We start from the raw sequence: 16,337 nt of genomic DNA, 5'->3' as shown, positions 1-16,337 counted from the left end.
TGTATGGCTTCGGCAGTGTGTTTTATAACTTAGGCAATGCTGGTGCCTGGCAATATCCTAAAGTTAACCGTAGCATGGGCATAGTTGGGTATCACGTTATCCTTTAACCCAGCCTGTATAATAGTTGGCGCTATAGTAGTACGAATGAGGGCGTTGCCACCTGGACTTTTATGGTAAATACGGAATAATAGATTTTTAAATAACCAGCGGTTTGCAATAGCTAATTTACTCCCGAAAGGCATTTCTGGTCCAAGATACCGGAAAAAGCCTTCTACGGGTGCAGTAAATTCGGGCTTAAAAGTGTTAGCCCTTAAATTATGTATAGCCTCGGTAAGCACATCAATGGCTGTTTCGGGTTGAGGCATTGAGGAATGGCCACCGTCGATATTCACACTTAAATCGACCGAGAGGTAACCTTTTTCGGCCGTGCCGATAATAGCTACAGGTTGCCCTTTAAGCCCCGGAATTTCGGTATTGATCTCGCCACCCTCATCTAAAACCCATTCGGCTTTAATACCCCGCGATTGAAATAATTTGGCAGCAGCAGCAACGCCTTTACCACCGGTTTCTTCATCGTGGCCAAAAACAAAGTAGATGCTTCGACTTGGCCGGTAGCCTTGCTGTAACAAACGTTCTGTTGCCTCAAGGATACTGAACAGGCAAAATTTATCATCGGCCGCACCGCGCCCCCAAATGGCATCCTGTTGAACCGCCCCTGCGAATGGGGCTTGTTTACACATCTTCATAGACGCGCCTTCAACCGGTACCACATCCTGATGCGCCATCATAATTACCGGCTTTAGGGTGGCATCATCACCTTCCCACTTAAATATCAAGGTGTATTGGCAACGGTTTCTTTTTGAAGCTTACCGTAAAAAAGCGGATACGTAGTTTGCAGGTATTGATGAAGCTGCGTAAACGTAATGCTATCGGCCGGTCTGCCAGGTTAAGATATTGTTTTAAAGCTTATGCCCTGCCTGAAATGTGCAACGGCGCTATCATTAACTACAATTGGGGCAAGTGCCTTATAACCGGGTTGTATTGATTTTAGGGTGAAAGTATTTACCAATAACACCACAGCCGTTATAAACACAATTAATAACAGGCAATACAGAATTTTTTTGAACATCTTTTTTTTGATAGGACGATGTGCTTGGTTTATAAAAATAAAAAAATTTATGATACGATAATAATCTATCCGGTGTTGTACCGTATTTTTGTTTCAGAACCTACCGAGTGTGAAAAAACAGGAACTGCGAAAACTATATCTTCAAAAACGACTGGAATTACCGCCGGAGGCTTATCAGCAACTCAACGAAAAATTGTTAAGCCAGTTCCGGAAATTAAACCTCAACCATATCAAATGCATTCATTTTTTTTTACCTATGCGGGAAAAAGTGGAACCGGATACCTGGTTAATGATCAACTGGATTAAGCAAAATCATCCTTTAATCAGGCTAACATACCCCAAAGCAGATTTTGCGACAAACCGAATGAGGCACTTTTTAGATGATAACGCCCTTGAAATAGCCAATAATAGCTTTGGCATCCCGGAGCCTGTTGCCGGAACTGAAATTAATCCCGCTGAAATTGACCTGTTGCTGGTGCCTTTATTGGCATTTGATCAACTTGGATACCGCGTTGGTTATGGCAAGGGTTTTTATGATCGTTTTATGAGCGAATGCAAACCAGGCACCCTTTTTACGGGGCTATCATTTTTTGACCCTGTAGATGCAATTGACGACATCAACTCTTTTGATATTCCCTTACATCAATGCATCACGCCGAAAAAAACATGGGCATTTACCGGTAACCTTTAAGTCAAAGAGTATATAGTATGGCGCCATGAGTCAAATTTTGACTTTCCCAGGCCTATTGTTAATGCCTTATAACCAGGCTACCTTTCGTCATCTCAATCACCTTAATATGGCAACCTGTCGCCATTGTGCCGATTATCTGCAACTTGGGCGTTATCCAATTGTTTCTCGAACCACAAATTCCACTTTTCCTGGTTTTTGACATTGGCCATGTGCTGGGTTTGGCTTTCGTAATCATCATTCAGTTGATGGTACTTGGTTTCAACCTGTTTAAACAATAATACAACCTCGGCCTGGTAATTGGCCGAATACCGGTGATGTGTAAAAACCGAATACAATTCATTCTTCATTAAATAAGCCATATTATAGTGCCCTTGCTCGTGCCTAAGCACACCCAGTAACATTTCGCGGTTATTTACCTCGTTAAACCTGATCCACGATTTATTGGTGTTGAGATACAGCTGTACACTAAAATCGATACTATAATTGCCGTTGTACCTGGATGCCCGGTACGAATAACTTACATAGCAATTGGTATAAGCAGCGTAACCGGCTTCCGTTGTGGGGCTTCCGGCAAAATCTCGGGCAGCCAAACGGTGATAAGGCTGCGCTACAGATCCATCGGAAAGAAAGAACAAAAACCCAACACTAATGGCCAGCACACTCAACTTTGTTTTCATTTAATCAGGATAACTACAAATAGACATACTAATTACTGTTTGGTTTATTATAAGTTAATTTTGTTAATGAATAATAGAGCTATGCCATTGCGGTTTTCTTCAAAAATAAAAAATCCGAAGCTTAAGGGCCTCGGATTACTATATAAAAGATCGACCAAGATTATCTGTCGTCTTTCCCTTTGGGTTGATTTTGGCTCAAAATATTGAGGCTCATCATCTCTTTCATGGTATGCTGCATAGAGTCGGCCGAGCCGTCGAGGAAAATAACATTGCCTTTGGAGTTTTCTGAGAAGTGTTTAATGGCTTCGGTCCACATGGTAAATAAAATTACCGAGGTATCCATATCAGCCTCTTTCATTTCTTTGGCGGCTACCGTCATCCCTTTGGCCACCTCTTCCCTAAATAAGGCTATACCCTGCCCGCGTAATTGGGCTGCCTGCCGCTCTGCCTCCGCAGATATTTTGATGGCATTACCTTCGGCTTCGGCAGCTTTGGTTTTGGTAATCAACAGGGCCTGGCCTTCATTCTCGGCAGCGGCCTTTAGGTTGTTCGATGCTACCACCTGGCTCATCGATTTCATGATCACATCATCAAAAGTAATATCATTCAGTTGCAGATCCTGTAAATGATAACCCCAGCTTTCCAGTATCTGGTCCAGTTGCTCTTTTACATGGTCAACAATGTCGCGCCTTAAAATTAGTACATCTGCCTGCCTTTTTGTAGCAACAAACGCACGTATGGAGCCTTCAACCGTGCGCACCAGCGCCTGCATCAGGTTACGTTCGTCAACAAATTTAAAAGCTACGTTTTTGATAGTTTCTTCGTCCTGGTTTAATACCGAATACAGCAGCATAGCCTTAAAATACACATTGGCCTGATCAACAGTAACGGCCTGGAACTCCAGCTCTACGGAACGATTCTGGATGGAGATACGCGAGGAAATCATCTCGATAAGCGGCAGTTTAAAATTTAAACCGGGAGACAAAATGCGGCTATACTTGCCAAACACGGTTACAACCGCTATAGTACCCTGTTGTACGGATACAAAAGACGAAAAAAGCAGCACTAAAATTATAAATCCAATAATAAGTGATGGTATCATGGTTTGATTAATTGTTTAACGAATATAGGAAGCTTTTTATAAATGGTTGGTTTTTTGATAAGTAATAAATATTAACGAATATAACCATGAACATGAAACGTACTTTTGGAGCCATATTAACCATATTAGGAATTATAGGCCTTATTTACTCGGGCATAACGATCATTAACCATTCCGGACAGGCAACCAGCATCGTAGTAGTTGCCATCATTGCTCTGCTCTTCTTTTTTTCGGGTATCAGCCTGGTACGTACTACTAAGGATGAGGTTTAGTTATTGAAGGTTGCCTGTCTAACGTGCAAAAACAAGGTTACACAATAAATATATCGGTAATTCAAAACGGATTAGCTTTGACAACTTTGGTAAAGTTGTCAAAGCTTTAATAGCGAACAAATAGCATTTATGAGAAGATGGCTTGTCTTTTTTTAGATTTGTTTGCCTTTAGCCGAATGTGCACTGTATGTCGGTATCCCCGCAATATATTTCTCATTCATTTAAGGCAATAGTTTTGATGACAGGATAAGAACAGTGCATCAATATTATCTTAAAGTCATCGAGCGCTTCTTCGTTCCTCAACTAAGGTTTCACTTAAAGAACCGTTAAGATTATATAGCACTTCCCTGCTTTTAAGAAATGAAAAATCAGTAGGGGCTATTTGCTTATCATCCGCGGCCTCGTTCGCAGAGGATGTGTTTTCGATGATTTTTTCTACTTGCATCCATATTTTCTCACTTTTTACTTTGAGCATTTCCTGTATAAGATGTAATTTTTTTGCCTCTGAGTACACCGTTACGATTCGATTAGGACATAAATTTAACGATTATTTTAGAATGACCTTACAACCAAAACTGATAAATTTAAATCGACTGGCGGTTACCCTACTGGAAGGACGAACAGCAACTGTAATATATAGCCTACTCCCGTTATAAACATCATTTATACAAACCTTTTGACGACGAATAAGCATGGTTGGGAACGCGCGGCACGCGTAGGGGGCTTGGGAAACTGGATATACCTTTAGTTATGTCCAGTTCAAAATTCTCCTAATTTGAATATGCTTTATTTAGCAAACAATTAAATTGGATACATTAAAAAACTTTACTTTAGCAGCTGTCGACTAAAGATTTTTTAGAAATAGCGTTCGTAAATGCTCACGAGCTTATCTCAGAGGCTTTTTTACAGTTTTTAACCTCAAATTTTGCCGACTTCTTCCCGTTTTTGGGCATCGACAGATGTCTCAAGTTTATTTGATGCTTGTTTTCTTATTGTTAATATGGTTGCTTTTGTTGTTTTTCATATATCAATATAAAAAAAGTCTTTGAATTTTAAAAGGCTTATTTGACAAACCATTCAAATAGCATAAAGAAACATTATTTTAACAGCAGTAGTGGTTTATTAAAATCTAATCAATCCTACTGAGCAACCCCTATCACCCCATCATCATTAATCGTTAAACCCGATTGCGGAAAATCGGTCTCTGTAAGGTACTTTATCCGGCTCACCACCCGGTTCAGTGTATCGCGCTGCAGGCCTTTCCAATGGTCCTGCTTAAAGGCGATGATTTTGCCGTTTAAAAATTTGCCTTTTTTATCAAGCCTTACCTGTAGCAAGGGAGCCATACCGCACACGCCGGATACACTTACACTTTTATAAGTACAAAAATTACCCAGGCTGTAGGCTATTAAATGATTATTGTATAACTCCATAGCCCTGCTAACATGCGGCCCATTACCAAACACCACGTCGGCCCCGGCATCAATGGCATTGTGTGCAAACTCATGTACATCGCCCCGGTTTTCGCCCATAAAACTTTCCTTCTGGCAAAGCACATGCTCAAACCCCACACCTTCCCCGCCGCCATGAAACGATACGATAACAATATCAACCTGTTGCTTTAAATTGCCGATAATTCGGCAGGCATTTTTATAATCGTGTAAGGATACTACATAACTGTTGGGAGCAAATGCGCAGAAACCAAATTTAACGCCCTTTACCGTAAATATGGTTACGGGCTTTACCTGCAGACCGGCGTACTGTATACCGCAGCTATCCAATACAATACCCGTGCTTTTACGCCCTAAAGCACCAAAATCGTCAATATGGTTGTTAGCAATGCTGAGCAGATCAAACCCGGCATCCTTAAAAACCTTGCCGTAAGTTACCGGCATACGGAACAAATACGGTTTAAACTTCTTTTTGCCTTCGGGCACACCACTATCCAGCAGCGTCCCTTCCAAATTGCCAAAAGCAATATCCGCCTCGCGTAAGTACTGGCGGGCTGCTTTAAAACTATTTTTGGCACTGTCGGGTGGTAAATTGTTTACATTGGGATAGGATGAACCTAACATCATATCGCCAACGGCCGCTATACTAATGGTAGAATCGGGAGGGGTAACTATAGTATGGCGTTGATGTACAATTCGCTTTTTACTGACATGAACAACTTTTGCGGGTTGTTCCTGGCATGCACAGAAAAACAGGATGCAGGTAAGCAAGGAGAATAGTGAAAGGCTTTTCATAGGCAAAAAAAAATCCTCCCGATTTACGGAAGGATCCTCATTTAGGTTTTTAATTTTTATTTTTTGTCATCCGGAGATTCTTTTTCAAGTTCCTGTTTAAACGACTCCATCAAACGGCCACCCTTGTAAAAGTAACGGCTATAATAGTCATCATCTAAATTAGATATCGCTACACCTTTTGATGAGGCATGCGCAAACTTATTGTTACCTAAATAAATACCAACGTGGGAAATGCTTGAGCTGTGAATTTTAAAGAACACCAGGTCGCCCTCTTTAAGCTCATCTTTTTGAACCGGGTTAACCATGCTGAAAATATCCCTTGAGTTACGTTCGATGGTGAGGTTGAATACTTTACTATACAATTCTTTCGTAAAAGCTGAACAGTCGATGCCTTTTCTGGACGTTCCGCCAAAGCGGTAGGGAGTGCCGATCCAGTCGTAAACAAATTGAAAAAGCTTAACATTTGAGGTTGTAGATAAAGCTACGCCCATAATTTGGGAAAGGTAATCTTTAACTAAGCTTTTATCCTGATCATCAGTACCTTTATCTGTCTCCTGAGAGGAGTTTGGTACGGCTTTTGTTTGTGCTTGTACGGTAGCAAATGAAACGCTGACAAGTAATGCAAGTACAATAGATATTTTCTTCATTTAATCTTTTTGTTGTTAGGGAAAAATGCAACAAATTGTGTATTAAATTGATAATCTAAAAATTATCAAACGCGTCATCGTTTGGTAATTTTCGTCGTATCAGGTTTCGAAGATAGCCTTAAAAATTTCTTTTCCAAAAAAAATCTAATAAAAGTTAAACAAAATCACTCCGGTTTCGCTTTTTACATGGATATAATTAGATTTGCGCATCTTAAAATTTTAAAAGGATCTTTTTTAACACATGAGTTCAGTCGCTATCACCAAAGACACTTATTTGCATTGGTATGAATCAATGCTTTTAATGCGAAAATTCGAAGAGAAAGCAGGTCAATTATACGGGCAACAAAAAATCAGGGGCTTTTGCCACCTGTATATTGGGCAAGAAGCTGTATTGGCAGGTGCCATGTCTGTAATAAGGCATGATGACAGCATGATAACCGCTTATCGCGATCATGCTCATGCGCTTGCAAAGGGTACACATCCCAATGCTGTAATGGCCGAACTTTACGGTAAAGCTACCGGTTGCTCTAAAGGCAAAGGCGGCTCGATGCACATGTTTGACAAGGAAAACCATTTTTATGGCGGACACGGTATAGTAGGCGGCCAGATCCCGATGGGTGCAGGTATTGCTTTCGCTAACAAATACAGTGGGCGCGATAATGTGAACATCTGCTATATGGGCGATGGCGCCGTACGTCAGGGAGCGTTAACCGAAACATTTAACATGGCTTCGTTATGGAAACTGCCTGTAATTTTTGTTTGCGAAAACAATGGTTATGCTATGGGTACCTCGTTAGCCCGTACCACTATACAACACGATATTTATAAGTTAGGCTTACCATACGATATCCCTTCGTCGGCAGTTGACGGGATGGACCCGGTTGCTGTACACAACGCGATGGACGAAGCCATTCAGCGTGCGCGTAAAGGCGATGGACCAACCTTCCTTGAGATGCGTACCTATCGTTATAAAGGACACTCCATGTCTGATCCACAAAAATACCGTACCAAAGACGAGGTTGAAAGCTATAAAGCTAAAGACCCTATCGAAACGGTTAAACAAACTATTGTAGCAGAAAAATATGCTGATGACAAATGGTTTGAAGAAATGGATGAAAAAATCAAAGCTATCGTAGACGAATCTGTTAAATTTTCTGAGGAATCGCCATGGCCTGAGGCTTCTGAGCTGTATACCGACGTATACGTACAAAAGGATTATCCTTACATCAAAAATTAACACTTATTCATTCTAAAAGAATATAAAACTATTCATCAAATAAATATATGGCTGAAGTAGTTAAAATGCCAAAAATGAGCGATACCATGACCGAAGGGGTATTGGCTAAATGGCATAAAAAGGTTGGCGACAAGATTAAATCGGGTGATGTTTTGGCTGAGATAGAAACAGATAAAGCCACCATGGATTTTGAATCTTTTCAGGATGGTACTTTATTGTACATCGGTGTTGAAGAGGGCAAAGCCGTGCCGGTTGACACCGTAATTGCAGTAATGGGCAAAGAGGGCGAAGATTATAAAGCCGCTTTAGCCGCAGAGGGTGGCACCAGCGCGCCAAAAGCAGAAGAAAAACCAGCGGCCCCAGCGGTGGAAGCAAAACCGGCAGCTCCTGCTGTTGATTTATCAAAAATACCGGCTACGGTTATCCGTATGCCTTTGATGAGCGATACCATGACCGAAGGAGTGATCCAGAAATGGAACTTTAAGGTTGGAGATAAAGTAAAGAGCGACGACTCGTTAGCTGACGTTGAAACCGATAAGGCAACAATGGACGTGGTTGGCTATGAGGCCGGCACACTATTATATATAGGTGTAAAAGAAGGCGAAGCCGCCAAAGTAAACGAGATTATTGCCATAGTGGGTAAAGAGGGTACTGATATTACACCTTTGCTGGCTGGCGGAAATGGCGCTCCTGCTCCTGAAGCATCTGGCGAGGCTCCTGCCGCAGAAAGCGCTACTACTGCACCGGCGGAAGCCGCTGCCGAAAGTACCGATGATAGCCGCGTTAAAGCCTCTCCATTGGCACGTAAAATAGCCAAGGATAAAGGCATTAGCTTAACCGAAATTAAAGGCAGCGCCGAAGGTGGCCGCATTGTGAAGAAAGATGTAGAAGCTTACACACCGTCTGCCAAGCCCGCCGCGGCAAACGCTCCGGCTTCAGCACCTGCTGCAACAGCTCCTGCCGCTGCTGAAAAACCCGCTGTTAAAATACCTGAGTTTGTTGGTACTGAAAAATATACGGAAAAACCGGTTACGCAAATGCGCAAAGCTATTGGCAGGCGCTTATCCGAAAGCTTGTTTACCGCACCGCATTTCTATGTAACCATGTCAATCGATATGGATCAGGCAATTGAGGCCCGCAACAAGATCAATGCCTATGCGCCAAGCAAGGTATCGTTTAACGACCTGGTATTGAAAGCTACTGCTATTGCATTAAAACAACATCCCAACATTAACTCATCCTGGTTAGGCGATAAGATCCGTTATAACGAGCATGTTAACATTGGTGTAGCTGTTGCTGTTGACGAAGGTTTACTGGTTCCGGTAATTAAATTTGCCGATGGTAAATCATTGAGCCATATTTCTGCCGAGGTAAAGGATTTTGCCGGCAAAGCAAAAGCTAAAAAATTACAGCCTAACGAAATGGAAGGCTCAACTTTCACCATATCTAACTTAGGTATGTTTGGCGTTGACGAATTTACAGCTATTATTAACACGCCTAACTCATGTATACTTGCCGTAAGCGGAATACAAGCAGTACCGGTTGTTAAAAACGGAGCTGTAGTACCAGGCAACGTTATGAAGGTTACCTTGAGCTGCGACCACCGTACGGTTGATGGCGCAACAGGTGCCGCGTTTTTACAAACATTAAAAGCTTTGTTAGAAGAGCCTGTAAGGTTGTTATTCTAAGGTTAAGCAAAATAACATATAAGCCGGGTTCAGTTAATGAGCCCGGCTTTTTTTGTTATAAATGATGGTGGCCGAAAATCTTTGCCGATGAGAGATCAAAGAGGCCTTTGCCTCGTCGAAGTAAAGCCGGAACCTGATCTACACCTATCCACAAAGCTTCGCCTATTTATTATGATAAAAACGATTTTTGATTTACAATTGCAGCATCGCTTGCTTATCTAACCAAATATTCTTGTATCGTTCCTTCTCTTCCATTCCCAAAAACGAGGCGTCTATCATACTGTTAACCTCATTATTCATGGATGCAAACTTCCTCATGCTATTGCGCCACGCTTTCTCCGGAATTTGGAGGCTGTTTCCTAAAATCTCGAAATCTTTACGGCTGATCTTCCTCTTTCGACCGTTTAGGGTTAATGCCAGTTCTTCATCGTCTGCCGGATTCAATAAGTTAACGTTTAGCAGATCATAAGCCGGGCTTAAACGAATACCTGTTTCCTGATGCATCAGCGAAAAGTTTTTAAGGTGCATGTCGTTATTTCCAGTAAGATAGGAGAATAAAACCAATTCAAAATAGCTAAGCGCATCCAGCCCTTTGTTAACGCAGTATTTCAGGATCAGTTTTCCGGCTCTTTCATAGGATCCTTTGTATTTATTCTCGGTTAATAGTTCCGATAGCTGGCAAAAATCCTCTACATGGATTTTTTTTCCTTTAACACGGTCAAACCTTTTGGCCAGATAAACCAGGCTTCCATCAGTGGCTCTCAGCAGAGTATGCTCACATACCTCTATTTTAAACAATGAGGCCAGGTGCATGGTTAAATCTTCTGTTTCGGGCATCAAAGGGTATTGTTCTTGCTGAGGCTTCAGAATATATTCTCCCCATAGCCCAACAAGGGTAAGCCTGGCCTGGCCTCCGCTTTTTTGTAACGTAACCGAAAGCTTAGGCTGTACACCCGTTACGGCTATTCGCGTGTTTATGGTTTGCTCTGCCAATTCCTTTAACAACTGTTTATCCAACTGCAATATGGGGGGGACAGTTGTTCCAAAGAACTTCTTCGAACACTTTTGGTGATAATTTGCTTCACCTGCCTCCTGATAACAAAACCAACAATTAGCCATAAATTACTCGTTTTCGGGGATGATGGTTACCGCGCCAATAGTATCCCTGCATGTTAGTAATAATAATTCAAAACGATCATTCCTTTTTACTTTCCAGTGTTCAGTAGCTAAATTCAGCAACCATCCCTCCGGAATCAATCCGTCAAAAAAAGCAAACAGTACTTTGCTGGTATACTTTTCTTTTAATAAGGGCATCGTTAAACTTATCGGCTTAGCTGTTTCTACATTCAAATAATCAGCATCATAGCTAAATTCATACCCTTCATCTGTTTCCGCTATCATGCCTGCGAGTTTATCCTGATAATATACCATTCCCCGTTTACTCATATTCGTTATGTTTGATTACTACGCCCAATTCCGAACCAAAAAGGGCCAGCACCTGGTTAACCTTATCCATCCTCAGGGTAGCTTTCCCCTGTTCCATCTCCCGTACTACCCGCAAGCCAACTCCGGCCTTATCTGCCAGTTCCTGTTGCGTCAGCTTAAATGCTTTTCTTTTAGATTTTAAAAATTGAGCTAACATTATTTTATACCCTTTAAGGTATAAATATAGTAATTTTTTAATTTTTATACCCTATCGGGATTAATTAAATGCCAGCGCTTTATTTACACCCGATAGGGTATAAATAAAGCAATATCAGCCTAAAACGATGAAAGTCAACCCCAAAAACTACCAAAAAAAAACAGGCATGAAGTTTACCCCATCCCTGTTTTTATAAATGATAAGCTTAGCTTACACCATATAATTCCATCCGTAAGGATCGGGAGTTACACCATAACGAATCTCGTCCAGTGTTTTTAATACCTTATTTGAGAATACCCTTTGCGATGGGTCAATCAAGGTGTAAAGCTGCCCTTCGTGCTCAATTTCTCCTATTGGGGCAATAGTGGCCGCGGTTCCGGCGCCAAAGGCATCGGTTAATTTGCCGTTTCTGGCACCTTCTAAAATCTCGGCAACACTTACGCGGCGCTCTTCAATTTCGTAACCCCACTCACGGGCCAGGTTTAAAACCGTATCGCGGGTAATCCCTTTTAAAATCGTATCGCGGGTTGATGGGGTAACTAATTTGCCGTCTAATATAAACATCACGTTGGCGGCACCCAATTCTTCCATATACAGGTGCTCTTTGCTATCGGTCCAAATTAATTGATCGTATCCTTGTTCAACCGCCTTGCGCGACGGCAACATCGCCCCGCCATAATTACCTGCGGCCTTGGCATAACCAAAACCACCTTCGGTAGAGCGCGAATACTCGGTTTCGATTTTTACGCGCAGTGGCTTAGAAAAATAGGGGCCGGTTGGCCCGGTAATCACCATAAACTTGTATGTTTTTGATGGCTGTACACCCAGGTAAGGGTCGGTAGCAAACATAAACGGACGGATGTACAGGGAGTGATTGGCCTGTGCCGGAATCCAGTCTTTATCGACATCAACCAGGGCGGCTATGCTTTGTACAAAAATATCTTCGGGCAAGTCTGGCATACATAAACGCTCGGCAGATTTGTTGAACCGCGCAGCATTCATGTAAGGGCGAAAAACAGACACTTTGCCATCGCCGTGCTTGTATGCTTTTAATCCTTCGAAAAACGACTGGCCATAATGAATGGCAGAAATAGCAGGACTCATCACAATATCCCCGTAAGGGACGATTTGAAAATTCTTCCATTCACCATCGGCATAATCGGCCACAAACATGTGGTTGGCAAAAGTACGTCCGAAGGGTAGGTTGCTAAAATCCGTTTGCTCCAAACGGGAATTCAAGGTTTTAGTGATGCTGATGTCAAGTGTTTCTGTCATGGCCTTTTCTTATTTGGAATAGAAAAGCGCAATTTACGGAATTTTGCTTTGAATTGATAATTACGCTTAACTCTTTCACTGCAACGCTATTAAACGAGTGTATTATACTGCGTTAAAGCTGGTTGACGCGTGTTTTTAATGAATACCTCAAAGGTATAGTTTAATTATTTCAAGGCTTTACTTGATAATGATATAAAATCTCATTATTAATTTTACGTAACCTATCCCGTACCAAATCAGTCATATCCGTAAAATACCAGGGTTCGCTACCTTTGTCGATATCATACGAAAACGGTATTCCCAGCAATTTAAAGCCCAATATATAGCCCCCTTGGTCGTGAGAATCAGGCTGACCAAAGCTGCCTGTAAAATGAAAAAGCAGCAACAGGGGGACATTAAATTTAAGTTCGCTAAAATCGCCCCGTATCGTTTTGTGGATACTTGGAATGGTGTCCACATTCGAAATTTCATCGACACGGATGGCATGATCAGTTATCACATCAGTTGCGTTACACCTGCCGATGCATTCACCCGCGAAGAACCCTGCAGTTACAGACGATGTTGGTACTCTGATTAAAGCCGCTAAAAAATAAAAGATAATGCCAGCCAATAAAATCCAGTAACGTTTTTTGAGCTTAACAGAACCAACTTTCTTAAAAAAACCAACTTTCTCAAAAAAGAACTGATAGCTTTTTAAATTGCTCATATCACTTAAATTTCATCCAACACGCTTTCAACCCAGCTTTTGCCCCACTCCTCAATTTCCGATGCCGTCCAAATAGCTGGATAAAATATCCGTTTCTGAAAACGCGGAGGCAGGTACTTTTGCCAGTTGGTTCCGCCGGTAGCTTTGATTTCTTCGGGCTCGCGATTAAGGTAACGTACGGCAGATTTATAGTGAGCCAAGGGCCAGTTAACGTTCACCAGCACATCAAAGCGGCGCAGTTCCTTTTCAAGGCTGCCGGTGTCGATGCCTTCGCGCTTAAAGCGGTGCAAAATACTATTGAAATTATGCCCAACGCATGATTGGCCCAGGGCTATAAAGGTGACAGCATACTTTTTTTCAAACTGGCGCAGGGTCAATGTCTTTTTTCCGGTAGACAGTTCGGTAGCACCAAATTTCCAGTAGATATATTCAAACTGCTCTTCGATGGTGGCGTTTTGCAATTCGTCACGCTTATCCTTCGCAACAAGGTTGATAAAATCGGTCGCGTAAATTTCAATCATGCGGTACTGGCCCGATTGGAAACCACTTGCAGGCAGTAAGGACATGCGAAACTTTAAAAACTGTTCCTTCTCCATCCCATCAACCATGATGCCGAACGAATGTGTAAGGGCCTCAAAATAGCTGTTGATCCGTTTAAGCCGGGCAACAAAAAATTGGGGCGTTAATTCCAGATGGTCAACAATCTGCTTGCACTCATGTATAGCCAGCTTAAAATAAAGCTCGGTAATCTGGTGGTACATGATGAAGATCTCCTCATCGGGTATTGGTGTTTTGGGGCTTTGCAGCGATAATAGAGTATCCAGGTGGATATAATCCCAATAGGTTAAAAAATCGGCATAGAGCAAACCGTCCAGGTACGAAGCCATATCCTGGCCCATGGCTTCATACTTTTCCTGCAGGCGTTGTATTTTATCTTCAATTTCGGGGGTAATATGCATATGCCCAAAGGTAAAAAAGAAAAGTATAGGTATAAATTAGTTTCTTTGCAATCATAACACACAATTGAACGTTTACTATTTACTATGATAAATTCACGCATTAATTTTATAAAAGGCGCTCTGTTATTATCGTCGCTATTTGTTTTGTGCAGTTGCGGTAAACCCAAGGATTTAAAATACGGGATGATTACCGATGTATCGGTTAAAAACGTGAGCTTAACTGGGGTTGATGTTGAAGCTACTATTCCTGTAGAAAACCCTAATGGTTACGAGCTTAAAGTTGACGAAGCCGCTATGGATTTATCTTTAGACAATAAAGTAATAGCGCACATTTTACAGGCCTATCCTGTTACTATTGCCGCTAAAACAAAAGGTGATTATAAAGTGGGTGCATCTATTAAACTGGCCAATGCCGGGGCACTGATGTCGATTATGAGTTTAATGAACGGCGGTAACAAAAACCTTAACCTGGATGGCACGCTAAAGATTAAATCATTTGTATTCACCAAAAATGTAAAAGTACATCAGGCCAATATTCAGGATTACCTTAAACCGGTAATGGATAAGATGAAAATGTTTTAAATATTTTATTGATATTTGCTTAAACAAAGGTGATGGTGTTCCACCTAATTGAACCGCTGCAAAGCTGATGACGCCTGCCAAATAAATTTATTTATTTACAGGGATGCGTTATGGCTAAACCAAAAATTTTTTCAGATCATTTTTCTATTTTAAAGTACCTGCTCCGGTGGACGGTGATTATTGTACCCGTTGCTGCTGCTATAGGCAGCGCCGTAGCTTTGTTTTTGTGGCTGCTAAGCGCAGCTATCCATTATCGGTTTGGGCATCCATGGTTATTGTACCTGTTGCCGGTTGCCGGTGTTGCCATTCATTTTGCCTATCGCTTGTATGGCAGTTCGGCAGAAAAAGGTAATAATCTGATTATAGACGAGATTCATGAGCCGGGGGCGGGGGTACCCAAAAGGATGGGGCCGCTTATTTTGGTTACTACGGTTATAACGCATTTATTTGGTGGCTCTGCCGGGCGCGAAGGCACGGCAGTACAAATGGGCGGCAGCATGGCCCATTTGTTTGGCACCTGGTTTAAACTGGACTCCACACAAATGCGTACCCTGTTAACTGCCGGTATTGCAGCCGGTTTTGGGGCGGTATTTGGCACGCCGCTAACCGGCACCATCTTCGCCATGGAAGTATTAACCATTGGGCAAATTAAGTACGATGCCCTGCTGCCTTGTTTAATTGCAGGCTTGGTGGGCGATGTTACCGTATCAGCCTGGGGTATCAAGCACACAGCTTACCATATTGATGATGTATCTGCGGGCTTACATGGTAATGCCGGTAATACTTTGATGATGCTGTTGCTTTTGGTGAAAATTATTGTGGCCTCGGCTGCTTTTGGCCTGGCCAGTATGGCTTTTGCCCAGGCCACCCATAGCGTAAAAAAAATCTGTACCCAATGGTTTAAGCAAGGCTGGATGATTCCTGTATGCGGTGGTATCGTTATAATCGCTTTAACATGGATTATCGGCAAGCCCGACTATTTGAGTTTGGGTGTTGAGCCTGAATATCCTGGCGCGGTAACCATCGTATCGGCCTTTACCCACAACGGCGCCTATTTTTTCAGCTGGTTCTGGAAATTGATCTACACCGCCATTACATTAGGCACCGGTTTTAAAGGTGGCGAGGTTACACCCTTGTTTTACATTGGCGCCACATTGGGCAATACACTGGCCGGTATATTAAACGCGCCGGTAAGTTTATTTGCGGCTTTAGGATTTATAGCCGTATTTGCCGGAGCCACCAACACACCTTTAGCCTGTACGCTTATGGGCATTGAGTTATTTGGGGCAGAATATTCGCTCTTTTTTGCTGTTGCCTGTTTTACTGCCTATATTTTTAGTGGTAAAGCTGGCATTTACAGTTCGCAACGCACAGGCGTTTCCAAGTCTCAGAGTTTAACAATGGTGCAGCCCGAAGAAAAAATAATGAGCAATACCGATGCAGGATAACAAACTATATTTATAACTTCACCATCAAACATAACG

The 16,337-nt window shown here is 42.1% G+C and carries 18 protein-coding genes and 1 riboswitch; of the genes, 6 read left to right on the top strand and 12 right to left on the bottom strand.

Features of this window, described 5'->3' with window-relative positions; genetic code table 11:
• Nucleotides 1-29: 29 nt before the first annotated feature.
• Complete coding sequence (locus tag MUCPA_RS37015; RefSeq protein ID WP_050982105.1) at nt 30-836, bottom strand: M20/M25/M40 family metallo-hydrolase; 807 nt, start codon at nt 834-836, stop codon at nt 30-32.
• Nucleotides 837-1,238: 402 nt separating this feature from the next.
• On the opposite strand from MUCPA_RS37015, the gene MUCPA_RS13290 reads away from it, so the two are divergent.
• Entirely contained in the window at nt 1,239-1,820 is a 582-nt protein-coding gene (locus tag MUCPA_RS13290; protein WP_008506998.1) for a 5-formyltetrahydrofolate cyclo-ligase, read from the top strand.
• A gap of 101 nt (nt 1,821-1,921) precedes the next feature.
• On the opposite strand, the gene MUCPA_RS13285 is transcribed toward MUCPA_RS13290, so the two are convergent.
• A complete protein-coding gene (locus MUCPA_RS13285) occupies nt 1,922-2,497 on the bottom strand; it encodes a DUF922 domain-containing protein (protein WP_008506997.1) in 576 nt (191 codons plus the stop codon).
• Nucleotides 2,498-2,657: 160 nt separating this feature from the next.
• Nucleotides 2,658-3,599 (bottom strand): SPFH domain-containing protein, encoded by a 942-nt coding sequence (locus tag MUCPA_RS13280; RefSeq protein ID WP_008506996.1) that lies wholly within the window; start codon nt 3,597-3,599, stop codon nt 2,658-2,660.
• A gap of 86 nt (nt 3,600-3,685) precedes the next feature.
• Between MUCPA_RS13280 and MUCPA_RS13275 the strand changes: the two genes are divergently transcribed.
• Nucleotides 3,686-3,871, top strand: coding sequence for a hypothetical protein (locus tag MUCPA_RS13275; RefSeq protein WP_008506995.1), 186 nt, complete (start codon nt 3,686-3,688; stop codon nt 3,869-3,871).
• Between the two features lie 277 nt (nt 3,872-4,148).
• Here MUCPA_RS13275 and MUCPA_RS13270 read toward each other — a convergent pair whose 3' ends face one another.
• From MUCPA_RS13270 to MUCPA_RS13260, 3 genes are all read right to left on the bottom strand, one after another.
• A complete protein-coding gene (locus tag MUCPA_RS13270) occupies nt 4,149-4,316 on the bottom strand; it encodes a hypothetical protein (protein ID WP_008506994.1) in 168 nt (55 codons plus the stop codon).
• 694 nt (nt 4,317-5,010) lie between these two features.
• Nucleotides 5,011-6,117, bottom strand: a complete 1,107-nt coding sequence (locus MUCPA_RS13265; protein ID WP_008506993.1) for a CapA family protein — start codon at nt 6,115-6,117, stop codon at nt 5,011-5,013.
• 56 nt (nt 6,118-6,173) lie between these two features.
• Nucleotides 6,174-6,764 carry a C40 family peptidase gene (locus MUCPA_RS13260; protein WP_008506991.1) on the bottom strand — a complete coding sequence of 197 codons (591 nt, stop codon included), beginning with the start codon at nt 6,762-6,764 and terminating at the stop codon, nt 6,174-6,176.
• 241 nt (nt 6,765-7,005) lie between these two features.
• Between MUCPA_RS13260 and pdhA the strand changes: the two genes are divergently transcribed.
• Nucleotides 7,006-8,001, top strand: a complete 996-nt coding sequence (gene pdhA, locus MUCPA_RS13255) for a pyruvate dehydrogenase (acetyl-transferring) E1 component subunit alpha (RefSeq protein ID WP_008506990.1) — start codon at nt 7,006-7,008, stop codon at nt 7,999-8,001.
• A 47-nt stretch (nt 8,002-8,048) separates the two neighbouring features.
• On the top strand, nt 8,049-9,689 hold the full coding sequence (locus MUCPA_RS13250) for a pyruvate dehydrogenase complex dihydrolipoamide acetyltransferase (protein WP_008506989.1): 1,641 nt from the start codon (nt 8,049-8,051) through the stop codon (nt 9,687-9,689).
• Between the two features lie 192 nt (nt 9,690-9,881).
• Here MUCPA_RS13250 and MUCPA_RS13245 read toward each other — a convergent pair whose 3' ends face one another.
• From MUCPA_RS13245 to MUCPA_RS13220, 6 genes are all read right to left on the bottom strand, one after another.
• The gene (locus MUCPA_RS13245) at nt 9,882-10,694 is read right to left on the bottom strand and encodes a HipA domain-containing protein (RefSeq protein ID WP_233276870.1); all 813 of its coding nucleotides are present in this window, start codon (nt 10,692-10,694) and stop codon (nt 9,882-9,884) included.
• A gap of 117 nt (nt 10,695-10,811) precedes the next feature.
• The gene (locus MUCPA_RS13240) at nt 10,812-11,135 is read right to left on the bottom strand and encodes a HipA N-terminal domain-containing protein (RefSeq protein ID WP_040625915.1); all 324 of its coding nucleotides are present in this window, start codon (nt 11,133-11,135) and stop codon (nt 10,812-10,814) included.
• Nucleotides 11,128-11,331, bottom strand: a complete 204-nt coding sequence (locus MUCPA_RS13235) for a helix-turn-helix transcriptional regulator (protein WP_008506986.1) — start codon at nt 11,329-11,331, stop codon at nt 11,128-11,130. Before MUCPA_RS13235 ends, MUCPA_RS13240 begins: the two co-directional genes overlap by 8 nt.
• A gap of 210 nt (nt 11,332-11,541) precedes the next feature.
• Nucleotides 11,542-12,606: a branched-chain amino acid aminotransferase gene (locus MUCPA_RS13230; RefSeq protein ID WP_008506985.1), complete on the bottom strand. Its 1,065-nt coding sequence runs from the start codon at nt 12,604-12,606 to the stop codon at nt 11,542-11,544.
• 169 nt (nt 12,607-12,775) lie between these two features.
• Nucleotides 12,776-13,312 (bottom strand): hypothetical protein, encoded by a 537-nt coding sequence (locus MUCPA_RS13225; protein WP_008506984.1) that lies wholly within the window; start codon nt 13,310-13,312, stop codon nt 12,776-12,778.
• A gap of 5 nt (nt 13,313-13,317) precedes the next feature.
• The gene (locus MUCPA_RS13220; RefSeq protein WP_008506983.1) at nt 13,318-14,271 is read right to left on the bottom strand and encodes a tryptophan 2,3-dioxygenase family protein; all 954 of its coding nucleotides are present in this window, start codon (nt 14,269-14,271) and stop codon (nt 13,318-13,320) included.
• Between the two features lie 84 nt (nt 14,272-14,355).
• Here MUCPA_RS13220 and MUCPA_RS13215 point away from each other — a divergent pair, with 84 nt between their 5' ends.
• Together MUCPA_RS13215 and MUCPA_RS13210 are read left to right on the top strand one after the other, a co-directional pair.
• The gene (locus tag MUCPA_RS13215; protein WP_008506982.1) at nt 14,356-14,853 is read left to right on the top strand and encodes an NDR1/HIN1-like protein; all 498 of its coding nucleotides are present in this window, start codon (nt 14,356-14,358) and stop codon (nt 14,851-14,853) included.
• A gap of 19 nt (nt 14,854-14,872) precedes the next feature.
• A riboswitch (Fluoride riboswitch) is annotated at nt 14,873-14,937 on the top strand.
• Nucleotides 14,938-14,963: 26 nt separating this feature from the next.
• On the top strand, nt 14,964-16,301 hold the full coding sequence (locus MUCPA_RS13210; protein WP_008506981.1) for a voltage-gated chloride channel family protein: 1,338 nt from the start codon (nt 14,964-14,966) through the stop codon (nt 16,299-16,301).
• Nucleotides 16,302-16,337: the final 36 nt, after the last annotated feature.

It is taken from the genome of Mucilaginibacter paludis DSM 18603, from assembly GCF_000166195.2.
In the GTDB taxonomy this organism is placed as follows: domain Bacteria; phylum Bacteroidota; class Bacteroidia; order Sphingobacteriales; family Sphingobacteriaceae; genus Mucilaginibacter; species Mucilaginibacter paludis.
This window is presented reverse-complemented; position numbering and strand designations above follow the sequence as displayed.